At 69.6% G+C, this 24,504-nt stretch carries 18 protein-coding genes and 6 pseudogenes; 3 read left to right on the top strand and 21 right to left on the bottom strand.

Annotated elements, in window-relative coordinates; genetic code table 11:
• Positions 1-16: 16 nt before the first annotated feature.
• Positions 17-1,258: a D-alanyl-D-alanine carboxypeptidase/D-alanyl-D-alanine endopeptidase gene (gene dacB, locus KIV56_RS14505; protein ID WP_281533999.1), complete on the bottom strand. Its 1,242-nt coding sequence runs from the start codon at positions 1,256-1,258 to the stop codon at positions 17-19.
• Between the two features lie 466 nt (positions 1,259-1,724).
• A pseudogene (locus KIV56_RS20545) lies at positions 1,725-2,855 on the bottom strand (putative bifunctional diguanylate cyclase/phosphodiesterase); the annotation flags it as partial.
• Positions 2,856-3,363: 508 nt separating this feature from the next.
• On the opposite strand from KIV56_RS20545, the gene KIV56_RS14495 reads away from it, so the two are divergent.
• The gene (locus KIV56_RS14495) at positions 3,364-3,549 is read left to right on the top strand and encodes a hypothetical protein (protein WP_281533997.1); all 186 of its coding nucleotides are present in this window, start codon (positions 3,364-3,366) and stop codon (positions 3,547-3,549) included.
• A gap of 91 nt (positions 3,550-3,640) precedes the next feature.
• Here KIV56_RS14495 and KIV56_RS14490 read toward each other — a convergent pair whose 3' ends face one another.
• From KIV56_RS14490 to KIV56_RS14440, 11 genes and pseudogenes are all read right to left on the bottom strand, one after another.
• Complete coding sequence (locus tag KIV56_RS14490) at positions 3,641-3,892, bottom strand: hypothetical protein (RefSeq protein WP_281533996.1); 252 nt, start codon at positions 3,890-3,892, stop codon at positions 3,641-3,643.
• Positions 3,889-6,195 (bottom strand): putative bifunctional diguanylate cyclase/phosphodiesterase, encoded by a 2,307-nt coding sequence (locus tag KIV56_RS14485; protein WP_281533995.1) that lies wholly within the window; start codon positions 6,193-6,195, stop codon positions 3,889-3,891. The genes KIV56_RS14490 and KIV56_RS14485 overlap by 4 nt, the downstream gene beginning before the upstream one ends.
• 111 nt (positions 6,196-6,306) lie before the next feature.
• Positions 6,307-7,291: pseudogene (locus tag KIV56_RS14480) on the bottom strand (Gfo/Idh/MocA family protein).
• Positions 7,292-7,314: 23 nt separating this feature from the next.
• Complete coding sequence (locus tag KIV56_RS14475) at positions 7,315-8,565, bottom strand: O-acetylhomoserine aminocarboxypropyltransferase/cysteine synthase family protein (protein ID WP_281536167.1); 1,251 nt, start codon at positions 8,563-8,565, stop codon at positions 7,315-7,317.
• A gap of 149 nt (positions 8,566-8,714) precedes the next feature.
• Positions 8,715-9,140, bottom strand: coding sequence for a hypothetical protein (locus KIV56_RS14470; RefSeq protein WP_281533994.1), 426 nt, complete (start codon positions 9,138-9,140; stop codon positions 8,715-8,717).
• Positions 9,085-9,930 carry an aminotransferase class I/II-fold pyridoxal phosphate-dependent enzyme gene (locus KIV56_RS14465; RefSeq protein ID WP_281533993.1) on the bottom strand — a complete coding sequence of 282 codons (846 nt, stop codon included), beginning with the start codon at positions 9,928-9,930 and terminating at the stop codon, positions 9,085-9,087. Before KIV56_RS14465 ends, KIV56_RS14470 begins: the two co-directional genes overlap by 56 nt.
• A gap of 204 nt (positions 9,931-10,134) precedes the next feature.
• The gene (locus KIV56_RS14460) at positions 10,135-10,311 is read right to left on the bottom strand and encodes a hypothetical protein (protein ID WP_281533992.1); all 177 of its coding nucleotides are present in this window, start codon (positions 10,309-10,311) and stop codon (positions 10,135-10,137) included.
• Positions 10,308-10,844: a hypothetical protein gene (locus tag KIV56_RS14455; protein WP_281533991.1), complete on the bottom strand. Its 537-nt coding sequence runs from the start codon at positions 10,842-10,844 to the stop codon at positions 10,308-10,310. Before KIV56_RS14455 ends, KIV56_RS14460 begins: the two co-directional genes overlap by 4 nt.
• The gene (locus KIV56_RS14450) at positions 10,841-11,377 is read right to left on the bottom strand and encodes a hypothetical protein (RefSeq protein ID WP_281536262.1); all 537 of its coding nucleotides are present in this window, start codon (positions 11,375-11,377) and stop codon (positions 10,841-10,843) included. Before KIV56_RS14450 ends, KIV56_RS14455 begins: the two co-directional genes overlap by 4 nt.
• Positions 11,378-11,580: 203 nt before the next feature.
• Positions 11,581-11,778 (bottom strand): annotated as a pseudogene (locus tag KIV56_RS14445) (ATP-binding cassette domain-containing protein); the annotation flags it as partial.
• A 70-nt stretch (positions 11,779-11,848) separates the two neighbouring features.
• Complete coding sequence (locus KIV56_RS14440; RefSeq protein ID WP_281533990.1) at positions 11,849-12,226, bottom strand: GntR family transcriptional regulator; 378 nt, start codon at positions 12,224-12,226, stop codon at positions 11,849-11,851.
• 204 nt (positions 12,227-12,430) lie between these two features.
• Here KIV56_RS14440 and KIV56_RS14435 point away from each other — a divergent pair, with 204 nt between their 5' ends.
• Both KIV56_RS14435 and KIV56_RS14430 read left to right on the top strand, forming a co-directional pair.
• Entirely contained in the window at positions 12,431-14,164 is a 1,734-nt protein-coding gene (locus tag KIV56_RS14435; RefSeq protein ID WP_281533989.1) for a family 78 glycoside hydrolase catalytic domain, read from the top strand.
• A pseudogene (locus KIV56_RS14430) lies at positions 14,088-15,029 on the top strand (alpha-L-rhamnosidase C-terminal domain-containing protein); the annotation flags it as partial. The gene KIV56_RS14435 and the pseudogene KIV56_RS14430, both read left to right, overlap by 77 nt.
• Before the next feature lie 576 nt (positions 15,030-15,605).
• On the opposite strand, the gene KIV56_RS14425 reads toward KIV56_RS14430, so the two are convergent.
• The 8 genes and pseudogenes from KIV56_RS14425 to KIV56_RS14390 all read right to left on the bottom strand — a co-directional run bounded on the left by KIV56_RS14425 (position 15,606) and on the right by KIV56_RS14390 (position 24,481).
• On the bottom strand, positions 15,606-17,144 hold the full coding sequence (locus KIV56_RS14425) for a glycoside hydrolase family 43 protein (RefSeq protein ID WP_281533988.1): 1,539 nt from the start codon (positions 17,142-17,144) through the stop codon (positions 15,606-15,608).
• Positions 17,141-19,615, bottom strand: coding sequence for a beta-glucosidase (locus KIV56_RS14420; RefSeq protein WP_281533987.1), 2,475 nt, complete (start codon positions 19,613-19,615; stop codon positions 17,141-17,143). The genes KIV56_RS14425 and KIV56_RS14420 overlap by 4 nt, the downstream gene beginning before the upstream one ends.
• 61 nt (positions 19,616-19,676) lie before the next feature.
• Positions 19,677-20,003, bottom strand: coding sequence for a Beta-galactosidase C-terminal domain (locus tag KIV56_RS14415; protein ID WP_281533986.1), 327 nt, complete (start codon positions 20,001-20,003; stop codon positions 19,677-19,679).
• Between the two features lie 220 nt (positions 20,004-20,223).
• Positions 20,224-20,286 (bottom strand): annotated as a pseudogene (locus tag KIV56_RS14410) (hypothetical protein); the annotation flags it as partial.
• A gap of 436 nt (positions 20,287-20,722) precedes the next feature.
• Positions 20,723-21,046, bottom strand: a pseudogene (locus tag KIV56_RS14405) (beta-galactosidase); the annotation flags it as partial.
• 212 nt (positions 21,047-21,258) lie between these two features.
• Complete coding sequence (locus KIV56_RS14400) at positions 21,259-21,849, bottom strand: beta-galactosidase (protein WP_281533985.1); 591 nt, start codon at positions 21,847-21,849, stop codon at positions 21,259-21,261.
• The gene (locus tag KIV56_RS14395) at positions 21,846-22,709 is read right to left on the bottom strand and encodes an ATP-binding cassette domain-containing protein (RefSeq protein WP_281533984.1); all 864 of its coding nucleotides are present in this window, start codon (positions 22,707-22,709) and stop codon (positions 21,846-21,848) included. Before KIV56_RS14395 ends, KIV56_RS14400 begins: the two co-directional genes overlap by 4 nt.
• Positions 22,706-24,481 (bottom strand): dipeptide/oligopeptide/nickel ABC transporter permease/ATP-binding protein, encoded by a 1,776-nt coding sequence (locus tag KIV56_RS14390; RefSeq protein WP_281533983.1) that lies wholly within the window; start codon positions 24,479-24,481, stop codon positions 22,706-22,708. Before KIV56_RS14390 ends, KIV56_RS14395 begins: the two co-directional genes overlap by 4 nt.
• Positions 24,482-24,504: the final 23 nt, after the last annotated feature.

Below are 24,504 nucleotides of genomic sequence, written 5' to 3'. Positions count from 1 at the left end.
GCGCCTGCGCGAGGCGCTACGTGTTGGAGAGGTTGTTTCCGCAGCGATAGAACGCCGCCGTGATGGTGTCGATCGCCTGCTTCGCATTATCACCCACATCACCGAGCGCGTAAACGGCGAAGGTGAGCGGGGTCCCGTCCGCGGCGTGGATGATGCCGGAGAGGGTGTATCCGGTGTCGATCCAGCCGGTCTTCGCGAACACGGAACCGTCGGCATCCGCGTTCTTGCCCGTGAACCGGTCGCTGTAGGAGAGGGAGCCGGTCTTGCCGCCGGCGACGGGCAGGCCGTCGAAGATGACCCCGAGGTTGCCCTCGCGGGCGTTGATCTTGATGAAGAGCCGGGTCAGGTACGACGGCGGAACGGCATTGTTGTCGCTCAGGCCGGAGCCGTCGGCGATCACGATGCCCGTGGTGTCGACGCCGTAGGTCTGCAGCCCGGCGACCGTCGACTTCTGCAGGGCCGAGAAGGTGTTGCCCGCGCCGGACTTGACGGCGACGAGCCGGGCGAGCATCTCGGCGATGGTGTTGTCCGAGACGATCAGGGCCTGCTTGATCAGTGTGGACACCGGCTGCGATTGGACGGATGCGAGCTGGGTCGCCCCGGCCGGCGCCGTGCCACGGGTGACCGTGACAGTGCCGCCCAGCAGCTCGGCGAACGCGGACCCGGCGCGACCGATCGGGTCGCTGCTGCGGGCGGAGGTGCTCTGCTTCGGGTTGTCCCTGTCGCCGTCGACCTGCAGGGCGGTGATTTCGGGCATGTACCCGTCGGAGAGTTCCTTGCGGTTCCAGCTGGGGTCCCACGCCGGGTCGCCGAACAGGGACGAGTCGAGCACGAGGGAGGTGATCGGCGTGTTCGCGGTCGCGGGGTCGGCCTGCCACGCCGCGACGGCCTGCGCGGCGAGCGTGTCGAGGTGTGCAGCGCCGGTATAGGTCGACTCGGCGCCGCTCGGCAGCCGGGAGAGGGTCAGGTCGCCGCCGCCGACGAGCACGAGTGAGCCGGGCTCTGCGCCTTTCACGACCGTCGTCGTCGCCCGGTAGTCGGGGCCGAGCACGCTCAGCGCCGCGGCGGAGGTGAGCACCTTGAGCACGCTCGCGGTGCGGGAGGGCGTACTGCCGCCCCGGTCGAAGAGGACCTCGCCCGTCGCCGCGTTCACGACCTGGGACTGGAAGCTGCCGAGGCGGGAGTCGGTGGACAGCGCGGCGACGGAACACGTGCGCAGGTGGCTCGCGGGGACGACCGTGCCGGGAACGGGGCGCACAGGGGTCGGCGTGGGGGGTGGGCGTCGGGGTCGGGGTCGGGGTGGGCGTCGCTGAGCCCGTGACCGGGAGGGGGACGGGAGCGGAGGCGCGCGTGGACGCGCCGGCGACGACGGCGCCGCTGCCGAGCAGGGCGAAGGCGATAGCCGCGGCCGTGACCCAGGCCGCAGTGCGGTGCCTGGCGAGGAACGCGGCGATTCCGGTAACTCCGGGGCCGCGTGGTCCGGGACGGTGAGGGGCGGCGCCCGAAGCTCCGGGGCTTTGCGGCGCGGTGCTGTCCTGATCGTTCACGCCTGTACTGTACCTGCGTCCGCTGTGAGGCGCGCGGCCAGCCACTCGTCGAATACGGCGGCGGGCACCGGCGGAGACACGTGGTACCCCTGGGCCTGGTCGCAGCCGAACCGGGCGAGCCTGCGCATACGCCTCGGCGTCCTCGACCCCCTCGGCCACCATCCGCAGGCCCAGGCTGTGGGCGAGGTGGATGCTCGACGACACCACTGCGGCGGCGCGCTTGTCGCCGTTCAGCGGGGCCACGAAGGAGCGGTCGAGCTTGAGCTCGTCGATCGGGAGTTCGCGGAGGTAGGCGAGCGAGCTGTACCCGACGCCGAAGTCGTCGACGGCGATGCGGATGCCGCGGGAGCGCAGTCTCCCGAGGATGTCGCTCGCGCGGCCCCGGTCGTCGAGCAGGAACGCCTCGGTGATCTCGAACATGAGCGCCGTCGCCGGGAGGTCACGCGCGGTGAGCATGGCGCCGACCCGTTCGGGCAGGCCGGAATCGAGAAGCGAACTCGCCGCGAGGTTGACCGCGATCGTAAGCCTCTCGCCGCGAACGTGCCACACCGCGGCCTGGTCGAGTGCGAGTTCCAGGACGCGCTCCGTCAGTGTCTGCATCAGGCCGGCGTCCTCGACGAGTTCGAGGAAGTCGCTCGGGTAGAGCAGGCCGCGTTTGGGATGGTTCCAGCGCACGAGAGCCTCGACCCCGCGCACTTGCCCGCCGGAGAGGTCGACTTTCGGCTGATAGTGCAACACCAGTTGGTTCGCCACGAGCGCCGTGCGCAGTTCCTCGAGGGTGCGCAGCCGGGTGTCGCCATGACTGTCGTCGATCGGGTGGTAGACACGATGCCCGCCTCGCCGCACCTTGGCGCGGTACATCGCCATGTCGGCCTTGCGCATCAGGATTCCGAGGCTCGAACCGTGCTCGGGGCTCAGGGCGATCCCGATGCTCGCGCTCGTCTGCAGCGAGATGCCTTCGAGCGTGTGCGGTGCCGCGAGGGCGGATTGCACCTTGATCGCGACCACTTCGGCGTCTTCCCGGCCGGAATCGCGGAGGAAGATCGCGAATTCGTCGCCGCCGAGGCGCACGAGGAGGTCGTCCACGCCGAGCTGGGCGCCGATCCGCAGGCCCACCTGCACGAGGAGCACGTCGCCGACGTCGTGCCCGAGACTGTCGTTGACCTCTTTGAACCGGTCCAGGTCCAGAAGGAGCAGGGCGTTGTGGCCGCCGAGGGCCAGCCAGGCGGGCACCTCGGCGTAGAGGGCCCGCCGGTTCGGCAGCCCGGTGAGGTCATCGCTGCGGGCCAGCCTCGCGAGATCGCCCATCCGGCCGAGCTCCCGGAACGCGAGGACCGTACGGGCGGACGACACGACGAGGGTGGCCGCGGCGAGCGCCACCGTCACCTGCGACTCTCCGTGCCTGCTGGACACCAGCAGGACGGCGAGTCCGGCGATTGTCGCGAAAACGGGAACCGCGAGCACACCGGAGCCGCCCGCCGTTGCGCCCCGACGCCCTGCCGCACCGGTGCCGCGTTCTGCCATGCTCCCGGCGTCCGTGCCTGGGTCGACCGTGCCGGCGTCGCCCGGGTTCGAGGTCGCGGCGGCCCACAGCCACGACGCGACGAGTGCGAGCCCGATCGACCAACCGGCATCGAGCCAGTGACCGACCACGTAGGTGCCGCCGAGTTTGGCCAGGGCGAAGAGGATGTCCCCCGCGGCGAACGAGAGCAGCCCACCCACGAGCAGGATCCAGCTCTGGCCTGCCGTCAGGATCGGTGACGCCGCGATCGCGACGACCGCTGCGACGATCACGAGATCGAGCACGGGACTCGCGATGCCCACGAAGGTGGAGATCGACGGCGGCCGGGCGGCGCCCACCGCGAGCACGGGACCGAGCACGGCGGAGACGACCGCGGCTGCGCCGAGGCCTCCGACGACGCAGTCCAGGGCGATGGCGAGTGAGAGGCTCCGCAACTGGTGCCGCACGAGGGTGAACAGTGCGGCGAGCATCAGCGGATAGAAGGCGAGGTAACAGAGCTGGGCGAGGCCGGCCAGCATCGGCACCCAGTCGCCCACCGGGAGGTCGGCGGCAGCGAAGAAGCCGTTGCCGATCACGAACACGGTGACGGCCGAGGCGGCGAGCCGGGCCTGGAGTCGATTCGCCCGGGTGTGCGCGACCGCCACCCAGCAGACGACGAGGGCGCGGCTGCGGCGAGCACCCCGAGCAGGATGAACGGCGAGGAGACATAGTCCGCGGGTGCCCGCAGCATGAGGCTCGCCACGTGCGCCGCGACGATGAGCCAGAGCGCCCAGAGCATCCAGCGATCGACACCCTGGCGGCACGGCGTCACGACGGCCGTCATGGTGACGCCGTGAGCGCGAGTCGACGTTCTGCGAGCCAGCTATCGAGTTCCCCGGCCGGCATCGGCCGCGACATGAGGAAGCCCTGCGCCTCATCGCAGCCGTACCTGGCCAGGTCGGCGTAGACCTCGGCGTCTTCGACGCCCTCGGCCACCATTGTGAGCCCGAGGCTGTGCGCCAGTTCGATCGTGGAAGCGACGAGGGCGGCCGCGCGGGGGTCGTCCTTCATCGGGGACACGATCGACCGGTCGAGCTTGAGTTCGTCGATCGGCAGGTCACGCAGATACGCGAGCGAACTGTAGCCCGTCCCGAAATCATCGATGGCGATGCGGATTCCCCCCGCCCGCAGCCGGGTCAGGATCGCGGTGGTACGAGAGCGGTCCTCGAGCAGGAACTCCTCGGTGATCTCAAGGATGAGGGCGGATGCCGGCAGGCCGCGATCGGACAGCATCGCCGCGATCCGCTCCGGCAGTTCCGCATCGACGAGGGCGCTCGCCGTCAGGTTGACGGCGACGGTCAGGTCGTCGCCCCTGGCGTGCCAGACGGCGGCCTGGTCGAGGGCCATGTCGAGCACCTGCTGGGTCATCGCGTTCATCAGCCCGGCCTCCTCGACGATGCTCAGGAAGTCACCGGGCTGTACGAGTCCGCGCACCGGGTGGTTCCAGCGCACGAGCGACTCGACCCCGCGCACGGCTCCGGTCGCGAGGTCGACCTTGGGCTGGTAGTAGACCACAAGCTGCCGCTCGGCCAGGGCGACGCGCAACTCCTGGAGGGTGCGAAGCCGGGCGGCGCCGTGACTGTCGTCGCTCGTGTCATAGACCCGGTGACCGCTTCGGGTCGCCTTGGCCTTGTACATGGCCATGTCGGCCTTGCGGAGCAGGCCGGTCACGTCGAGGGCCTGGCCGGGATAGAGGGCGATTCCGATGCTGACCGTCGTCTGCAGGGTGATTCCCTCGAGCAGGTACGGCCGGGCGAGGGCCTCCCTGAGCGTCCCCGCCACGACCACGGCCTCCGCCTCCCTCGCGTCGGCGAGCAGGATCGCGAATTCGTCGCCTCCGAGCCGGGCGACGAGGTCGGTCCCACGGACATGGTTCGTGAGGCGAGTCCCGACCTGCACCAGCAGTTCGTCCCCGACGTCGTGCCCGAGGCTGTCGTTGACCTCCTTGAAGCGGTCGAGGTCGAGCAGAAGCAGGGCCCGGTCGGTCCCGGCTGCGAGGCTCAACGGCACCTCGGCGTAGAGGGCGCGCCGGTTGGGGAGACCGGTGAGGTCGTCGGTTCTGGCCTGCCTGCGCAGGTCGCCCATCCGCCGTAATTCGCGGAATGCCAGCGTCGTCCGGGCGGCGGCAAGGACGACGGCCACGGCCGCGAGGGAGATGGCGAGCGGGGACACCTCGACCTCACTCGCGATCACGAGGACGACGAGCCCCGCGGTTGTCGCCAGAACGGGGAGGGAGAGCGCCCAGCGCACGACGGCCGCGTTGCGGACGGTCGGCGACGTGGATCCGGGCCTCGCCGCGCGGTACGCCCACAGGGCTATGAACGCGAGGCCTGCGATCCAGCCGAGGTCGAACGGCGACGCCGTCCGGTAGCTGCCCTCGATCGTCATCCCCGTGAGGGCGAAGCCGATGTCGGCGGCGGCGAAGAGCAGCAACCCGGCGATCAGCATGAGCCAGCTGCGTCCGGCACTGATCGACCGCGAGGCGGCGACACCGGCAAGCGCGGCGATCACGATGATGTCCAGGAGTGGATTCACGGCGGCGACGAACGAGTCGAGCGAGAACGGCCGTCCGAATGCCCGGTCGATGCTCGGTCCGAGGACGACGACGAGAAGGGGGGCCGCGCCGAGCGCGCCGACGGTACTGTCCAGAGACATACCCCAGGACAGCCGCCCTCTCTGCCGGTGGACGAGAACCGCGAGGGCCGTGATCATCAGCGGGTAGAACGAGAAGAACAGCCCGGTCGCGAGGATCGCCAGCGGGTCGGAGGCCGCGCCCGCGAAGACCAGGTAGACCAGGGAGAAGAGGATGCCCGCGAGGGAGTATGCGCTCACGGCCAGGGCCGCGAGGATCAACTCGGTCCGGCGCGCGGTGGCGCGATGGACGGAAAGCCAGCAGAGCACGATGGGCGCCGCGAAGGAGAGCGCTCCCACGATGTCGCCGATCGGCGTCCGAACGCCTGCGACGGCCGCGACGAGGGTCTGGACCGAGGACGCAGCTACGAGGGCGATCAGCGCCCAGACGAGCCAGGCATCCCGCCGTGGCGTGGCCGCACCTCGCCTGCGATCCTCCCCCACCAGCAATTCCATTGGATCCGAGCTCTCGAGTAATGCACCGTCCGGACGGGGTGGTGCCCGGTCGCGGTTGTCTGTGAGGTCAGGCTATCGTGCCAGAAGCCCTCACGTTCGCCGGTCAGCGGCCTATTCGCCCGGGTAACGCAGGCCGATGCGTTCCCGCACGGTGTCCAGGGTCTCCATGATGCTCACCATCTCGCTCACGGGGAGCAGGTCGCTCTCGGTGAGACCGGCGCGGATGACCCGTTCGGCTTCGACGGCCTGGAACTGCATCCCACGGCCGGTCACGTCCGACACGTACGATTCGAGCACCTCGCCGCTGCTGTTCAGCACCCGGAAACTCGTCGGCGAGTACCAGACGGCGTCGATCTCGATCCGGCCGAGTGTGCCGAGAATGACCGCCGTGTTGGTCCCCGCGGTATCGCTCGCCGAGAGCGTGACGGCGATCTGGCCGCCGGGGTAGCGGAAGGTCGTCGCGACCTGGGCATCCGCTCCCGTCGCCTTGAAGGTCGCCGCGGCGAGGATGGTCTCGGGAGTCCCGAAGAGCCCCGAGGCGAAGGTGATCGGGTAGATGCCGAGGTCGAGCAGCGCGCCGCCGCCGAGCCTGCATCGAGTTGAGCCGGTGCCCCGGGTCGTCCGGGAGGTCCTGGGTGTGGTCGGCGATCAGGGTGTGCACGTCGCCGAGGGTGCCCGCGGCGATGATCTCCCTGATCCGTCGCATGTGCGGCAGGAACCGGGTCCACATCCCTTCGAGCACGAGCAGGCCCTTTTCGGCTGCGAGTTCGGTGATCTCCCTGGCCTCGCGCGCGTTGAGGGTGAGCGGCTTCTCGATCAGCACGTGCTTGCCGTTGTTCAGGGCGAGTGTCGCGTTGGCGGCATGAAACGGATGCGGGGTCGACACGTAGACGATGTCGACCTCGGGGTCCGCGGCGAGGGCTTCGTAGCTGCCGTGGGCGGTGGGGATGCCGAATTCGGTCGCAAACGCATCCGCCCCGGCCTGGGACCGCGACCCGACGGCCTGGACGGTGTGCCCGTCCAGGATCAGGTCTGTGGTGAAGGCGTGGGCGATGCCGCCGGTGGCCAGGATTCCCCAGCGAATTGTCTCGGTCATGCTCCGAGCCTAGTCACGTGTCGCTAAAGCGCGGAGAGGGCCCGGTCGAGGTCGTTGATCAGGTCGGTCGGGTCCTCGATTCCGATCGACAGCCGGATGAGTCCCTGCGTGATGCCGAGGCGCTCGCGCAGCTCGGGGGCGAACGAGGAGTGGGTCGTGGTCGCGGGGTGCAGCGCCATCGAGCGCACGTCGCCGATGTTGGTCATCCGGCTGATCACCCGGAGCCCGTCGAGGAACCGGCGGGCTCCTGCCGCACCGCCGTGCACGGTGACCGAGAAGACCGAGCCGCTGCGGCCGCCGTAGAGCCGATCGGCGAGCTCGTAGTACGGACTGCCGGGCAGGCCGGCGTAGTCGACGCTGTCGACGCGCGGGTGGCCCTCGAGCCATTCCGCGATTGCGAGCGAATTCGAGAGGTGCCGTTCCATGCGGAGGGACAGGGTCTCGATGCCCTGGTGCAGCAGGAAGGAGTTGAACGGGGAGAGCGCGGGACCGATGTCGTTCACGACGGCCTCGCGGGTCATCCGTGCATAGGCGGTGGGGCCGTACTGGTCGAGGATGGACGGCTTGCCCGGGCGCACCGGGTCGGTGAGGAGTGGGTAGGAGCGGGTGGAGGCGGCCCAGTCGAAGCGGCCGCCGTCGACGATGGTGCCGGACAGGGCGGCGCCGTGGCCGCTCAGGAACTTCGTCGAGGAGTGCACGACGATGTCGGCGCCGTGCTCGAAGGGCCGGATCAGGAAAGGCGAGGCGATCGTGTTGTCGACGACGAGCGGGATCCCGTGCCGGCGGGCGACTCGGGCGACCCGGCCGATGTCGACGATGTCGTTCTTGGGGTTCGGGATGGTCTCGGTGAAGATCGCCTTGGTGTCCGGGGTGATCTGACGGTCCCACTCATCGTCGTCTGCCTCGTTCCAGACGTAGTCGACGCTGACGCCGAAGCGTTTGAAGCTGCGGCCGAAGAGGATGCGGGTGCCGCTGTAGATGCTCGCGGTCGAGACGATCCGTTCGCCGGAGCCGGCGAGCGCGAGCAGGGCGGCGGTGATCGCGGCCTGGCCGGAGGAAACGACGATGGCCTCGGTGCCGCCCTCGAGGGAGGCGATCCGCTTCTCGGCGACGGCGCCGGAGGGGTTCCGCTGCCGAGAGTAGATCAGGCCGTCGCCCTCGCCGGAGAAGCGCCCGGCGGCATCGTCGTAGGAGTCGAAACGGTAGCCTGCCGTCATCGCGATCGGCTGGATCCTGGCCCCGTTGGAGCGGTCTTCCGTTTCGCCGGCGTGCACCTGGCGGGTGTCGAAGGCATAGCCGTCCCAGTCGTACTCCGGGGCGGCGACCGTGTGCGGGGTGACGGTGTGCGGGGTGACGGTGTCGTCGCTGCCGATGTCTTCCGTGACGATGTCGTCGAGGGTGGGTTCGATTTCGGCCTGTTGGGTCACGGTGTTCCTGTCCTTGCTTCGGTGCGGTGCACGTTCTGGCGGTGCGCGGTGTGCCGCAGGACGGCATCCCGCATCTGCAGCACGGCCTGCTCGAGGATCGGCCGGGGCATGGCGAAGATCAGCCGGACGTACCCCTCGTATCCCTTCCCGCACTGCGCACCGTCGGTCACCGCAACACCCGCCTCGGTACGGAAGAAGTCGGCGAGCGACCCTTCGATACCGAGCCGCCGACAGTCGAGCCAGGCGATGTACGTCGCCTCGGGGATCCGATAGCCGACCTCGGGCAAGTGCTCCGCCAGGAGCCGCCCGAGCTCGCGGCGGTTGCCGTCGAGGTAGCCGGTGACCTCGGTGAGCCATTCCCGGCCGTTACGGTAGGCCGCCGTGGCAGCGATGACCCCGGGCGTCGAGGCCCCGTGCAGCACAGCGAAACCGAAGATCTGGTAGAGGCTCCTCGTCGGCGAGGTTGGACGTGATGAGCTGCGCGGCCTTGAGCCCGGGGATGTTCCAGGCCTTCGACGCGGAGGTCGCGGTGATCGTGTGCCGGGCGGTCACGGCCGAAATGGATGCGTACGCAACGTGCGGCGTGGACCCGTAGCGGAGCGGCGAGTGGATCTCATCGGCGAAGACCCGGCCGTTGTGCCGGTCGACGATCACCGCGATCGCCTCGAGCTCCTCCCGTGAGATCGCGGTCCCGGTCGGGTTGTGCGGGTTGCACAGGATGAGGGTGCGCGCGCCGGCGTGGAAGGCCGCCTCGATCCCGTCGAGGTCGTGCGTCCAGCGCCCGTCCGACTCGATGCAGGGCACCTCGAAGACCTCCCGGCCGAGTGTCGGGATGAAGGAGAGGAAGGGCATGTAGGCCGGAGTCGGGATGATGACGCCGCTCCCGGCCGGGGAGTACTTCGTCACGGCGACCTCGAGGGCGGCCATCACGTCGGACACGGGATGGATGTTCTCCGGGGCGATCGCCCACCCGCAATCCGTGCGGAGCCACTCCGAGGCTGCCTCGGCCATCCGACGCGTGGTCGCGGGGGCCAGGTACCCGAGGTCGCCGTCATCGATCGCGCGGTGCAGCGCCTCGGTGACCATCGGCGCCGTTCCGAAGTCCATCTCCGCGACCCACGCCCCGATGGTGCCGGCGTGCAGGCTCCACTTCCGGCTGTCGGGCCGGCTCAGCTGGTCGCGGGTGATGTCGTCAAAGCGGGAAGTCGTCATGGGGATCTCTCGGATGAATGGTCACCGGCGCCCCCTGCGACCATGTACTGCGTGGCGCTCACGCTACCAAGTGCGCGCGATGCGGGGAGTCTCGAGGCGACACATAACGACTCAGTGCGAGATCACGGTCGTTCCGATTCGATTGCGGAGAAAACACCCTCGTCGTGGCGACGAGGGTGTTTTCTCCGCAACTGAACCCGGGAGCTAGCGCACGGTCGCGGTGCGGAGCGGCAACCAGATGCCCGCCATCGCGATCACGACCAGCAACACGCCCGCCACGGCGAGCCACCAGAGCGCGAAGTTCGCGATCAACGCGGATGCCGAGGGGATCACGATGATCAGGCCGACGATGATCAGGATGGCGGCGACGGCCGCGATCACCTGCGGGCCGCGCGCCCCGAACCGCACCCAGGATGCGCCGAAGGCCCTCCAACGCTCAGCAGGGCGAGCACCGAGAGGAAGACGATCGGGATCAGTTTCGTGAGGTCGCCGGCCCCGAGAATGTTGATGTCGAAAATATAGAAGCCGAAGAACCAGTGCCCGGTGGCGAGTTCGAGAAGCATCAGCACGGCTAACACCACGGTGAGATAGGCGGCCTGCAGGATGTTCCACGCCAGGGTCCCCAGGGTGAACGCCCGCCGGGTGGCCCCGAGCGCCAGTGCGAACGGGAACGTGGTCGCGGCGGAGGCGACGCCCATGCTGACGAGGAACCCGGCGAGGGAGAACAGCATGCCGGTGTTGCTCCGCGAGGAGTTGATCCACACCGCGGAGCCGGGCTGGCTGCCACCCCGCCAGAAGAGTAGTGAGATCAGTATCGAAATCACGACGACGACCGCGACGATGAAGAGCGGCACCAGGAGGGCGACGACGCGCCGGTTCAGGTGCAGTTTGACGACCGAGACAATGGCATTCATGCTGCTGCCGCTTCCTTCTGCTGGGTGGTGCGGGTGGACTGGTGGTCGGTCTGCTCCGCCGCGTCTCCGGCGGGCGCGCCGTATGCCGCGACGAGCTGCTGCAGCGAGGCGGACGCGACCTGCACTCCTGTTCGCCGGGCCTCGGCCAGGAGAGCCTCATCGGCGTCCCCCGTGACGGTCACCGAACTGAGAGAGCCGATGGCGCGCGTCTGCAGGACCGTGCGGCCGACGGTCAGCCGGCCGACGGCATCCGCTGCGCCGCTGATCACGACCGCGAGCTCGCGGGCCTCGTCACGGTCGCAGTCGACGGCGACCCGGCCGGCGTTGAGGATGACGACCCGGTCGAAGAGAGACTCCGACTCGTCGATGAGGTGCGTCGACAGCAGGATCGTGCGCGGATGCCGGCCGTAGTCCCGCAGGAGCACGTCGTAGAAGAGGGTGCGCGCTCCGACATCGAGACCGAGGTAGGGCTCGTCGAAGAGGGTGACGGGGGCCCGGGAGGCGAGGCCGAGCACGATCGCGACGGCGGACAACTGGCCACGGGAGAACTTCTTGATCGGCGTCTTCGCCGGGATCCGGAAGCCGTCGACGAGTTCAGCGGCGACCTCGGCGCTCCAGTCCGGCGCGAATTCGGGGCGATCCGCAGCACGTGCTTGAGCTGGTAGTTGTCGGGGTAGCGCTGGTTGTCCCTGATGAAACTGATCCGCGAGACGGTGGGCTCGTGCTCGAACGGGGTGTCGCCGAGCACGAGGGCCTCGCCGGAGGACGGCCGGTCGTGGCCGGCGATGATCGACATCACCGTCGTCTTCCCTGCGCCGTTGCTGCCGAAGAGCCCGCAGATCGAGCCTTCCGGCACACGGAAACTGACGTTGTCGAGAGCCGTGGCGTGACCGTAGGTTCGGGTCACGGCACGGATGTCGATGGCTGCGGTCATGAGAGAACTTCTTTCTCGATCATCGGGGTTGGGGCTGGGGCTGGGGCTGGGACTCGGACTCGGACTCGGACTAATACAGGATCTGGGACTGGGCGTCGGTCTCGGTTGCGATCATCCGGGCGAGCTCGTCCGTCTCGATGCCGAGCACGCGCGCCTCGCGAACGAGCGGCTCGACGAACAGCACGCGGAACGCCGCGTGACGCTGGGCGCTGAGCATCTCGCGGGCGCCTTCGGACACGAACATGCCGACCCCCCGCTTCTTGAACAACACGCCCTGCTCGACGAGCACGTTCACGGCCTTGCCCGCCGTCGCCGGATTCATCTGGTAAAAAATCGCGTACTCGCTCGCCGACGGAACCGCCGTGCCCTCGGGGTACGTGCCGGCCACAATGTCGTTGGCGATCTGCGCAGCGAGCTGCTGGAAGATCGGGCTGCCTTCGGAAAACACTTGTACCCCTTTGGTCCATTACTACACTAATGAACCTATGGACCTCGGCCGGTTCTGTCAAGGCGCGCCAGGCTTCCACTGTCCCCGTCTTCAGGGGGCATTCCGGCTCGGTGCGGGGCGACCGCCACGGCTGGCACCGAATACCGAACACGTATAAGGTTTTACTATTGCTCGAACCAGCTCGCCCATCTCAACGGAGAGACCATGCCAGACAGCCTGCGGACCGCACCCTCGATCTCGTCCCTGCGCGCGGAAGGGCGCGGCCGGCCGCACTTTCTGGCGACGGGCAGCCCGGCGTTGTCGTGGCAGGTCGAAACGGATGCCCCGGGCTGGCTGCAGGAGTCCTACGAACTCGAGACCCGCGTCGGTTCCCGCGTGCTGAGCGTTCGGGTGGAATCCGCCGAGTCGCAGCACCGGGAGTGGCCGACGGACCCGCTGCCCGCGTATTCCCGCGGCGCGGTGCGGGTGCGTGTCACGGGCGCGGATGGTGTGGCGAGCGACTTCTCCCCGTGGCTCTCGCTTGAGACTGGTCCGCTCGACTCCGCGGACTGGGTCGGCACCTTCATCGCGGCCGGGCCCCAGGGTGGCGCAGTCGGCCACTCATCCGACGCCGCCGAGAAAACCGACCCGACTACGTCAGCCGACGTCGATGCCGCCGACCTCGACGCCGCCGACCGCAGCACCGTCAGGTTCCGCACCGACTTCGAGGCCCGAACCGGCCTCGTCCGCGCAACCCTCTCCGCGACCGCGCACGGCGTCTACGAGACCGTGCTCAACGGCCGGGTCGTCGGCGACGAGGTGCTCACGCCCGGTTGGACAAGCTACGCCGACCGGCTGGCCTGCCAGACCGTCGACGTCACCGACCTCGTGCGAGCGGGCGGCCCCAACGTGGTCGGCGCGACCGTCGCTGACGGCTGGTACGGCGAGCGCTTCGGCTTCGACGGAACCTTCGCGCAGAGCTACCCGGGTCCGAAGGCCCTGTCCCTGCAGCTTCGGCTGGAATATGCCGACGGACGCATCGACACCGTGGCGACGGATGTTTGCTGGACCGCGACAACGGAGGGCCCGGTCACGAGTGCCGGAATCTACCAGGGTGAGGACTACGACGCCCGGGCAGAGGATGACGCGCTCGCGGTTCCGGGGACGTCGTTCCCGCACCCCCTCGGCGTGAGCGTTCTCCCCGAAGGAGAGGCAGACCCGGCGCGCGTCTTCCCCTCGTTCGCTCCCCCGGTGCGCCGGATTGAAACCAGGACAGCGGAGCGCATCTTCACGAGCCCGTCGGGGGCGACCCTTGTGGACTTCGGCCAGAACCTCGTCGGCTGGCTGTCGATCACGGTCGACGCGCCGGCGGGGCACACGATCACCCTGCGCCACGCTGAGGTGCTCGAGCACGGCGAACTCGGCGTGCGGCCCCTGCGCTTCGCCCGGGCGACGGACCGCTTCACGGGCAACGGAGACGGCCCGCGCACCTGGAGCCCGCGCTTCACCTTCCACGGTTTTCGCTACGCGGAGATCACGAACTGGCCCGGCACCTCAGGGCCGAAGCTCGGGGATATCCATGCCGTCGTCGTGCACAACGACCTCGAACGCACCGGCTACCTCGAAACGAGCAACCCCCAACTCAACCAGCTGCACGAGAACGTGCTTTGGGGCATGCGCGGGAATTTCCTGAGCCTGCCGACCGACTGCCCGCAGCGCGACGAGCGCCTCGGTTGGACCGGGGACATCCAGGTCTTCGCGCCGACGGCGAGTTATCTCTACGACGTGTCCGGCTTCCTCGGCTCGTGGCTGCGCGACGTCGCCGCCGACCAGGAGCGGGCGGGCGGGGGTGGTGCCGTTCGTGGTGCCGAACCCGCTGCCGATGCCGCCGATGCCCGCCGCCGCGTGGGGCGACGCCGCGACCCTCGTGCCGGACGCGCTGTTCGAGCGCTTCGGTAGTGCCCGGGACCTTGCCGCGCAGTACCCGAGCATGCGGGCCTGGGTCGACACGGTCGACCGGCTCGCCGGGGCGAACCACCTCTGGACCGGCGGGTTCCAGTTCGGCGACTGGCTCGACCCGAGCGCCCCGCCGGAGAACCCGGCCGCGGCGAAAACCGACCCGGATATCGTGGCCACGGCGTACTTCTTCCGGTCCACGGTTCGGCTCGCGGCTGCCGCCGTCGAACTCAGCCAGACCGAAGACGCCGCCCGGTATGCGCGTCTCGGCACGGACATCCGCACCGCATTCCTCGCCGAGTATGTGACGCCGGCCGGGCGGATGATGTCGGATGCGCACACCGCCTACGCGCTCGCGGTCGCCTTCGACCTCGTCACCGAGCCCGCGGCCGTTCGACTCGCCGGCGCCCGGCTCGCCGAGCTCGTGCGCTCGCACGGCTACCGGATCGGCACCGGCTTCGTCGGCACGCCGCTGATCTGCGATGCGCTGTGCCGGGCCGGGCAGTCCGAGGTCGCCTACCGGCTGCTGCTCGAGGAGGGCTGCCCGTCCTGGCTCTACCCGATCTCGATGGGCGCGACCACGATCTGGGAGCGCTGGGACAGCATGCTGCCCGACGGTAGCATCAACCCGGGCGAGATGACGTCGTTCAACCACTACGCGCTCGGTGCGGTCGCCGACTGGATGCACCGCACCATCGGCGGCATCGCGCCCGCAGAGCCCGGCTACCGGGTGGTACAGATTGCGCCGATCCTCGGCGGAGGACTCACCCGTTCCTTTGCGCGGCTCGATACCGGCTACGGTCCGGTGCGCGTCAACTGGACCCTCGACGGCGGCACGTTCTCGCTCTGCGTCACGATTCCGCCGAACACCACGGCCCACGTGCTGCTGCCCGGGGCGGCCCAGACCGTCGAGACCGGCTCCGGCAGGCACGAGTGGGTGACGGATGTCTCCGCGCTCGTCGCCGTCCCGGCCCGGGCGCCGCTGACCTTCGAGACCTCCCTCTCGGAGATCGTGAACGACGCCGAAGCGCGGGCGGCCCTCCAGGCGCTCTTCGCGGAGATCGGCTACGTCATCGGGCTAGGCTGGACGAGCGGCGGGCGCTGGAAGAGCGACTCCCCGCTCGGGAGGCTCACTCATCATGATGCCGCCGGCCGGCTTCGCCCGCGTCGAGGGGCTCCTCGCGACCCTGAACGCCCGCCCCTAGAGCCGCTCGCGCGCCCCGAGCGGGGTCGCGCGTGCGCCGGTCGGTGCGCGCGAGCATCCGCTCCCGCGCCCGAATGCGCAGCCCGCACCCGAAACGGCGGGCGCGGCCAGCGCAAACCGGCGCGGCCGCCAACACAAACGGGCGCGGCCTGCCCAAACCGGCGCGGCCGCGACGCACGCACGACAAATAGGGGCGCGACCCGACTTCGGAAGCCGGGTCGCGCCCTAGGAAACAGTCTTCTACTCGTCGTGGCCGGCGTAGCGGAACGAGTCGAACGCGACCGTTCCGGTGACGGCGTAGAGGCCGATGACACGGCCGGTGAACGAGGCGGCAGTCTCCTGGGAGAGGTACCGCCCGTCGACGCGGGCCAGCTCGATCCGGTCGGCGCCGGTGCCGACGCTCAGCACGACGAGGTCGCTCGTGAGGCCGGCAAGCATGCCCGACCGCATCCCGTCCGGCCCCATCGCACCGGGGGCGACGAAGTCGAGGCCGAGGGTGACCGGCCCGTCCGAGCCCGGCCCGAGCTCACGGGTCCACTCCTGCCGGATCCCGGCGACGCAGGCCCGAGCCGTGACGACACCGTTGCCGACCTCAATCTCGTAGTGGTGCACCTCGTCGTAGCGCACGCTGATCCCGCCGAGGCCCTGCCCCGTGTCGATCGACACCGACGCCGTGGCGAGCGGATGCTGCTGCCGGTAGCCGAGCAAGACCGGCTGCTCGTCGTCGAGGGTCGTACCCTCGCCGTGCAGCACGAGCGAGCCCGGCCGTTCCGTCAGCGAGGCGATCTCGGACGGGTAGCGGCGGATCGAGATCCATTCGGGCGACACGACGGTCTCGGAGAAGTCGGTCTCATAGACGAACTCGCCGGGCCGCGGGGCGAGGATGACCGGCTCGGCGACGAGCCAGTCATCCTCCCAGCGGGCTTCCGTGATGAAGGTCTCCCGACCCATGGCCGCGAAGGCCTGGGTCATCCCTGTCGGGCGCATGCCGAGCATGACGATGGCCCAGCCGCCGTCCGGCGTCTCGACGAGGTCGCCGTGGCCGGTGTTCTGGATCGGCCGGGAGGTGCTGCGCGCCGACAGGATCGGGTTGGTCGGTCCCCCGGTGAAGGGGCCGGACGGTGAGGTGCCGCGGGCGATGCTGATGCCGTGGCCGCGTTCGGTGCCGCCCTCGGCGATCATCAGGTACCAGTAGCCGCCGTGCCGGTAGAGGTGGGGCGCCTCGGGGAACTTGAGGCCGGTGCCCGACCAGAGCGAGATCGGTTCGCTGAGCCGCGCCCCGGTCGCGAGGTCGACCGTGACCTGCAGGATGCCACCGTGCTCCCCTGGCGGGTTCCCGGACGTGGTGTCGAGGCCCGAATAGGTGATGTGCGCGACGCCCTCGTCCGACCAGGCCAGGTCGGAGTCGATGCCGTGCACGCCGTCGACGATGGTGCCGTCGCTCCAGGGCCCGGCCGGGTCGGTGGCGGTGAAGATCAGCATGCCGCGACCCATCGCATCCGTCACGACGACGTAGAACAGTCCGTCGCGGAAGCGGATGGTCGGGGCCCAGGCCCCGCCGAGGGTCGGGACGTGCGCGGAGGCGAACTGCCCCGGCCGTTCGACGACGTTGCCGACCTGGGTCCAGGTCACGAGGTCGCGGCTGTGGAAGACCGGGATGCCGGGCAGGTACTCGAAGGTCGAGTTGGCGAGATAGTAGTCCTCGGCGACCTTGACGATGCTCGGGTCGGGGTAGAAGCCCGCGATCAGCGGGTTCGAGTAGCGGGTCACGGCGCTCATCGAACCGTCACCGTCGCTCCGAGCGGGAGCGCCGAAACGCTCGTGCCGGCCTCGAGCCGGAAGTCCCCCGGCTCGAAGTGCCAGCCGTCCTGCCAGTCCGCGAAGGCCCGGGCCGGCACCAGGATGCTGGCCACCACACTCTCCCCCGCATCGGCGTGCACGGCGGCGAAGCCCACAAGCCAGCGCACCGGCCGATCGATGGCCGATTCCGCACGGGAGGCGTAGACCTGCACGACCTGTTTGCCTGCCCGGTCGCCGGTGTTGGTGAGACCGACGGTCACCGCGACGGTGTCGGCGCCGTTCTCATCCGGAGCGACGTAGAGCCGGTCGAGAGTGAGGTCGTCGAGGGTCCACTCGGTGTAGCCGAGACCGTGGCCGAACTCGTACGCCGGCTCGGTGCCGGCCTTGAGCCAGGCGCGGTAGCCGATATGGATGCCCTCGTCGTAGCGCACGACGCCGTCGACGGGGGTCACGTCGGACACCGGGACATCCTCGAGAGTCACCGGCCAGGTGGTGGGCAGGCGCCCGCCCGGCTCGGACTCGCCGAGCAGAATTGCGGCGATGGCGTCGCCGTATTCCTGGCCGCCGAACCAACTGAGCAGCACGGCGGAGACGTCGTTTCGCCACGGCATCAGCACGGGTGAGCCCGCGTTGACCACGACGACGGTGCGCGGGTTGGCCGCGGCGACGGCGCGGACGAGCTCGTCCTGGCGTCCGGGGAGGTTGAGCGAGGTGCGGTCGAAGCCCTCCGACTCGACCTTGGAATTGGTGCCGACCACGAGCACGACGACGTCGGCGGCCGCAGCGGCGACGACGGCCTCCTCGATGAGCGCCTCGGGGTGGGACAGGTCGGGCTCGATGCCGACCGTGATCGCGAGCGCTCCGCCGAGGAAGTCGGGGACGACGTCGTACTCGATCTTCACGTCGATCGGCACGCCGGCCTCGACCGCGAGGTCGACGGTCACCGAGGGCGGCGACAGGAACGCGGCGCCGAGATCGGTGCCGACGGCTTCGGCGCTCGCCTCGTGGCGGAACTCGCCGTCGATGAAGATGCGGCCGTTGCCGACGCTTGCGAAGCCGATCAGCACTTCGCCGCTCTCCTCCGGCGTATACCGGGTGGTGAACTCGAGCACGCTCGAGGCCGCGATCGGGGCGTCGCCGCCGAACCAGACGAGGGCGCTCGCACGGCGGTCCTCGCTGAAGAGCTCCACGCCGGCCGCGTCGAGGAAGCGCACCCGTGCGCCGGGCTCTCCGGTGACCGGGTTCTCGATCGTTGAGAGCGGGAATTCGGCGATGCCCTCCTGCACGACCGCGCCGACCGAGTAGGTCACTTCCGCGTTCGGCAGCGCGGCGATCAGGCCGTCGAGCGGGGTGACGACGTGCTCGGGGAGTACTGTCGCACTGCCCCCGCCCTGGGTGCGGGCGAACTTCGCGTTGTGCCCGATCACGGCGACCTTCGTCAGGCGCTCCGCGGCCCAGGGCAGCTCACCGTCGTTGCGCACGAGCACGGCCCCCGCGATCGCGGCCTCCCGGGCGAAGCGGATGCCGTCCTCCACGACGACAGGGACCGGCACGGCGGCTTCGAAGCCGTCCAGGGCGCCGACCCGGGCGGCCAGCCCGAGGAGACGCAGCACCTTGCGGTCGACCTGGGCCTCGTCGACCTCACCGGCGAGCACCGCCGCGACGAGGGTGTCGCCCCAGGGCCCTGCCGGGCCGGGCATCACGAGGTCCTGGGAGTGCCGGGCGCTCTCGATCGAGCGCACGGCGGTCCAGTCGCTGATCACGACGCCGTCGAAGCCCCACTCGGAGTTCAGCGGGGTCTCGAGCAGCTCGTTCTCGGTGACGGTGGCCCCATTGACGGAGTTGTACGAGCTCATCACGAGCCAGGCACCAGCGTCGACGATGGCCTCCTCGAAGGCGAGCAGGTAGAGCTCGCGGAGGGTGCGGTCGGCGACGACGACGTTCGCGGTGAAGCGATCCGTCTCGAAGTCGTTGGCGATGTAGTGCTTCGGGGTTGCCCCGACGCCGTTCTCCTGAACGCCCGTGACATAGGCGGATGCGAGCTTCGCGGTGAGGATCGGGTCTTCGCTGAAGCACTCGAAGTGGCGGCCGCCGAGCGGCGAGCGGTGCAGGTTGATGGTCGGGCCGAGCACGACGTCGACGCCCTTGCGGCGCGCCTCGACGGCGGCGACATTGCCGTAGCGCCGGGCGATGGCCGGGTCCCACGACGCGCCGAGCGCGGTGGAGGACGGCAGGTTGAGCGAGGGGCTGCGTTCGTCCCACACCTCGCCGCGCACGCCGGACGGACCGTCGGAGACGAGGATGCGGCGCAGGCCGATCTTCGGGAGCGGCCAGGTCGCCCAGAAGTCGTGCCCGGTGAGCACGAGCACCTTCTCCTCGAGCGTGAGCTGGTCGAGGAGGGCGACGAGACGGGCGTCCACGGCCGTGTCTTCGTTCAGGGAAATCGTCATGACTGGGGTGTCGCTTTCTGTTCTGGAGTCGAAACATCAAAGGAAATGGGGAGCACGCAGGTCATTCGGCCGCTCCATCGGTGAACACACGCACGTCCCACGGTCCGAGCGTGATCAGGTCCCCCGCATCGTGGGCGGCGCCCGCAAGCACGTCGCTGAGCTGGCCGGGCGCCGGGGCCTCCTGAGGTGTCCACGACCAGTTGTGCACGAAGTACACCCGGGAACCGTCGGCCGCCGTGGAACTCGTCACGGTGACGCTCTCCGGCAGGCCGGTCCAGCCGGCCGTGGGCACGGGGACCAGCCATTCGGCGAGTGACCGGGCAAGCTCCTGGTTCGGCACCGTGCCGACCACGGTCACCCGGCCGGAACCGCTGACCGCGCTCGTCACGGCGGGCCAGCGCCCGAAATGCGGATGCTCGTAGCGGGCGAGCGGCTCCAGCTCCCGTCGGCGTGAGACCGTCCACCCACTCGGTGGCGGCGGAGCCGGGACGCAGCACAAAGCCGGTCGCGGCATCCGCTGCCGCAGCGGTGGCCGGGCGAACCGGAATCGGGTCCGTGAGGTTGGCGAACTCCTCGTACCAGGCGCCGGCGACGCCGGCGAGCCGGGCCGGCTGCACCTCGGTGCGGGCGCGGCCCTCCCGGTCGGCGTATGCCGAGCGCGGCCCGAGCACGAGGTGCCCGCCCGCTGCCGCATACTCGGCGAGCCAGTCGAGGCTCCGCGTCCGCTGCGGTGAAGAATGCCGGCACGATCAACACGGGATAGGTCGCCGCGAAGTCGATCGGGTCCCCGCCCTCGAGCGGGTCGACCCCGGCGGTGAACCGGGTCGGGAAAAGCTGCTGCGGCCGCACCATGCGAACCTGGAGCCCCGCATCGAAGGCGCCGCGATAGAACGAAGCGAAGATCTTCCGGTACGAATCGACGTCGAAGTACTGGCCGGGAGCCTGGAACGGCGCCTGCGACGACAGCGCGAACTTGCTGTCCGAGTCGTAGAGGATGGCGACGTCGCAGTCCGGGGTCGCCTGCGCGACGACGGACCCGGCGGCACCGAATTCGGCGCCGATCCTGGCCAGCTCGCGGTAGGCGCGACCCGGCTTCTGGTTGTGCGGGAGCACGCCGCCCCAGTACGTCTCGGTGCCGTAGTGCAGGGTGTGCCAGTGCCAGTACTCGATCATCTCGGCCCCGCGGGCGACAAGCGCCCACGCGATCTGGCGCCACTGGCCGTCGTAGGGCGAGAAGTTCATCGGGGAGTGGCCGATCGACCCGGCATTGGTCTCGGTCACCAGGAACGGTGCCTGCTTCGAGGAGAACATCAGGTCGGCGAGGTTGTAGACCGCCCAGGTCCCGCTGACGATCCAGCCGGTCGAACGCGGAGCATCCGAGGGGTGCAGGAGCGAGTCCTGCGATTCGTAATACGCGTTGCCGGAGGCCACGTCGAGGTTCGCCGACGAAGCTCGACGTCTTCGACGCCGACCTGGTCGTAGGAGATGCAGGTGGTGACGAAGTGGTCCGGGCGCGCGAGTTCACGCACGATGCCGGCCTCCCAGCCGATGAACTCGGTGACGAGCCCGGCCTGGTACCGACGCCAGGCGAGGTCGTACTGCGGCTGGAAGTTGCCGTCCGGCACCCACAGGTCGGCCCAGGTCTAGAGCCGGTGCGACCAGTAGGTGAGGCCCCATTCCTTGTTGAGGGTCTCGACGTCGCCGTAGATCCCGCGCAGGTGGTCGACGAAACCCTGGAAGACCCCGCGGTTGTAGAGCAGGTGCAGGCCGGGCTCGTTGTCGACCTGGTAGCCGATCAGGGCGGGGTGGTCCCGGTAGCGCCCCACGATGGCGCGGATGATGCGCTCGGCGTGGAAGCGGAAGGCCGGGTGGGTGAAGTCCATCTCCTGGCGCGACCCCCAGGCCTTCGCCGCGCCCGTCGCCGTGTCGAGGGCGATCTCAGGGTGCTTCCGGGCCAGCCACATCGGCAGCGCGTAGGTCGGGGTGCCGAGGATGACCCCGATGCCCCGCTTGTGCGCGCCGTCGAGCACGGGCTCGAGCCAGTCGAGGTCGAAGACGCCGTCCTCGGGTTCCCAGGTCGACCAGACCGATTCGCCGACGCGGATGACCGTGAAACCGGCCGCCTGCATCAGGTCGAGGTCGGTGTCGAGCCGCGGGCTCGGCTGGTACTCGTGGTAGTAGGCGGCTCCGAAGCGGATGCCGACGAACGGCGAGGCGGAAGAAGGCCCGGTCACGCGACGGCCTCGGGCAGCAGGTCTTGGGCTCGCTGCTCGGCGAGCAGGCGCGCACGGTCCTCGCGGCGCTCCGTCTGCCGGTCGGGGTCCGGCACGGGTGCAGCGAGGAAGAGACGCTGGGTGTACGGGTGCTCCGGGCGGCTGGTGACCTGGTCGCCGTCGCCCCACTCCACGATCTCGCCGTGCAGCATCACGGCCACGCGATGGCTGAGGTGCCGCACGACGGCGAGGTCGTGCGAGACGAAGAGGTAGGCGACGCCGGTACGTTCCTGGATCTGGCGGAAGAGGTCGAGCACCCGGGCCTGGGTGGAGAGGTCGAGCGCGGAGACGGGCTCGTCACAGACGATCAGGCGCGGGTCGAGGGCGAGGGCGCGGGCGATCGCGATGCGCTGCCGCTGGCCGCCGGAGAACTCCCGGGGCAGGCGGTCGGCCGCATTGCTCGGCAGCCCGACCTGGTCGAGCAGGTCGAGCACGCGCTTGGACGCATCCGCCCGGCTGACCTTCCGCACGGTGAGCGGTTCCACGAGGATCTGCTCGATGGTGAGGGAGGGATTCAGCGAGGTGTACGGGTCCTGGAAGACGACCTGGATCTCGCTCGACAGCGCCCGGCGGCCCTGGCGGCCGAGGTGGGCGATGTCCTTCCCCTTGTAGACGATCTGGCCGCCGGTGACCGGGGCCAGGCCGAGCACAGCGCGGCCGAGGGTGGTCTTGCCGGAGCCGGACTCGCCTACGAGGCCGACGGTCTCGCCGGGGCGGATGTTCAGGGACACGCCCTTGAGAGCCCGGAATGGCGGCTTGCGGAAGCCCTTGATCGGGTATTCGACGACGACATCCTTGACGTCGAGCAGAAGGTCGGTCATGACTGCACTCCAATGGTTTCGTCGGTCCGGGCGGCCGCTGCTGCAGAGACGAACCCGAGCAGCGGGCCGCGGGCCTCGCCGTCCTCGAGGATCGCCGCGAGCAGGGACTGGGTGTACGGGTGTTCGGCGTGGTTGAAGATGGCGCGCACCGGGCCGGTTTCGATCACCCGGCCGTCGCGCATCACCGAGACGCGGTCGCAGAGGTCGGCGACGACCCCGAAGTTGTGCGTGACGAGCACGACGCCCATGTTGAGTTCGGCCTGCAGGTCGCGCAACAGCTCGAGCACCTCGGCCTGCACGGTGACGTCGAGCGCGGTGGTCGGCTCGTCGGCGATGAGCAGGTCGGGTTCGCAGGAGACGGCGCCCGCGATGAGCACCCGCTGGGCCATGCCGCCGGACACCTCGTGCGGGTACGCCGCGAAGGTGCGTTCCGGGTTCGGGATGCCGACCTTGGCGAGCAGGTCGAGCGCGCGGGCTGTGGCGGCCTTCTTCGACAGGCCCATGCAGACCCGCATCGGTTCGACGAGCTGGCTGCCGATCGTGAATGACGAGTCCAGGTTCGACATCGGTTCCTGCGGGATGTAGGCGATCTTCTTGCCGCGGATCTTCGTCATCTCCTTCTCGGAGACGGTGGAGAGGTCGCGGCCCTCGAAGAAGATGGCGCCGCCGGTGATCCGGCCGCCGTCGGGCAGCAGCCGGAGGATCGACCAGGCGGTCTGGGTCTTGCCGGACCCGGACTCGCCGATCAGGCCGTGGACCTCGCCGCGTCGGACCGTGAGCGAGACGTCGGAGACGACGACCTTCACGGAGCCGTTCGGCTGGTCGTAACCGACGGCGAGCTCGCGCACGTCGAGCAGGACGTCCCCGGTGCGGCCGGCGATGGCCGCGTCGTCGGGGTGCGAGAGCACGGGCTGCTTGTAGACGTCGACGCTCGCGACGGTCTTCTTCGCGTTCCGGCGCTTGGCCTTGCCGCTGCGCTCGAGTTCGTCGCGCATCGCGTTGGCGAGCAGGGTGAGCGCGACACAGACGATCGCGATCACGAGGCTCGGCCAGAGGATCAGGAGCGGCGCCTTGTAGATCTTGGCGAAGCCGTCGTTGAGCATGGTGCCCCAGGTCGGGATCGACTGGTCACCGAGACCGAGGAAGTCGAGTCCGGCCTGGATCGCGATCGCGATGCCGAGAACCATGGCGGACTGGATGATGACGGGAGCCCGCACGACCGTGAGGATGTGCCGGCCGATGATGCGGGCGTCACCGAGCCCCGCGACGCGGGCGGCGTCGACGTAGAGCTCGTTCCGTACTGCGGTGACCGAGGCGTAGACCAGCCGGAAGAACGCCGGCGAGAGCAGCACGCCGAAGATGGCCATCGAGAGCCACATCGACGGGCCGAGCACGGCGCGCGCCGCGAGGAGCACGACGATGCCGGGCAGCGCCATCAACAGGCCGGTGAGCCAGGAGGAGACCGCGTCGAACCACTTGCCGTAGTACCCGGCGATGAGACCGCCGGTCACGCCGATGATCAGGGCGATGACGAGGGCGAGCAGGGCACCGGCGAGGCTGAACCGGCCGGCGAAGACGAGGCGCGAGAAGACGTCGCGTCCGGCGCTGTCGAAGCCGAGCGGATGTCCCGGCTCGGCCGGTGCGAGCACCTTGGCGATGGTCGCGAGGTTGGGATCCGCGGTGGCGATGATCGGCGCGAAGATCGCGCTCAGCGCGACCACGACGAGGAAGAAGATCGAGACGAGGCCGATCGGGTTCCGGAGCAGGCGCACGAACAGGGAGCGGCGCGAGCCTG

The organism is Cryobacterium breve (assembly GCF_027594785.1).
In the GTDB taxonomy this organism is placed as follows: domain Bacteria; phylum Actinomycetota; class Actinomycetes; order Actinomycetales; family Microbacteriaceae; genus Cryobacterium; species Cryobacterium breve_A.
This window is presented reverse-complemented; position numbering and strand designations above follow the sequence as displayed.

What these genes read in the sequence shown, in the direction of transcription:
- KIV56_RS14495 (WP_281533997.1), top strand. Translation starts at nt 3,364, where the DNA reads ATGCCCACGAAGGTGGAGATCGACGGCGGCCGGGCGGCGCCCACCGCG.
- KIV56_RS14490 (WP_281533996.1), bottom strand. Translation starts at nt 3,892, where the DNA reads ATGACGGCCGTCGTGACGCCGTGCCGCCAGGGTGTCGATCGCTGGATG.
- KIV56_RS14485 (WP_281533995.1), bottom strand. Translation starts at nt 6,195, where the DNA reads ATGGAATTGCTGGTGGGGGAGGATCGCAGGCGAGGTGCGGCCACGCCA.
- KIV56_RS14465 (WP_281533993.1), bottom strand. Translation starts at nt 9,930, where the DNA reads ATGACGACTTCCCGCTTTGACGACATCACCCGCGACCAGCTGAGCCGG.
- KIV56_RS14455 (WP_281533991.1), bottom strand. Translation starts at nt 10,844, where the DNA reads ATGAATGCCATTGTCTCGGTCGTCAAACTGCACCTGAACCGGCGCGTC.
- KIV56_RS14435 (WP_281533989.1), top strand. Translation starts at nt 12,431, where the DNA reads ATGCCAGACAGCCTGCGGACCGCACCCTCGATCTCGTCCCTGCGCGCG.
- KIV56_RS14425 (WP_281533988.1), bottom strand. Translation starts at nt 17,144, where the DNA reads ATGAGCGCCGTGACCCGCTACTCGAACCCGCTGATCGCGGGCTTCTAC.
- KIV56_RS14420 (WP_281533987.1), bottom strand. Translation starts at nt 19,615, where the DNA reads ATGACGATTTCCCTGAACGAAGACACGGCCGTGGACGCCCGTCTCGTC.
- KIV56_RS14395 (WP_281533984.1), bottom strand. Translation starts at nt 22,709, where the DNA reads ATGACCGACCTTCTGCTCGACGTCAAGGATGTCGTCGTCGAATACCCG.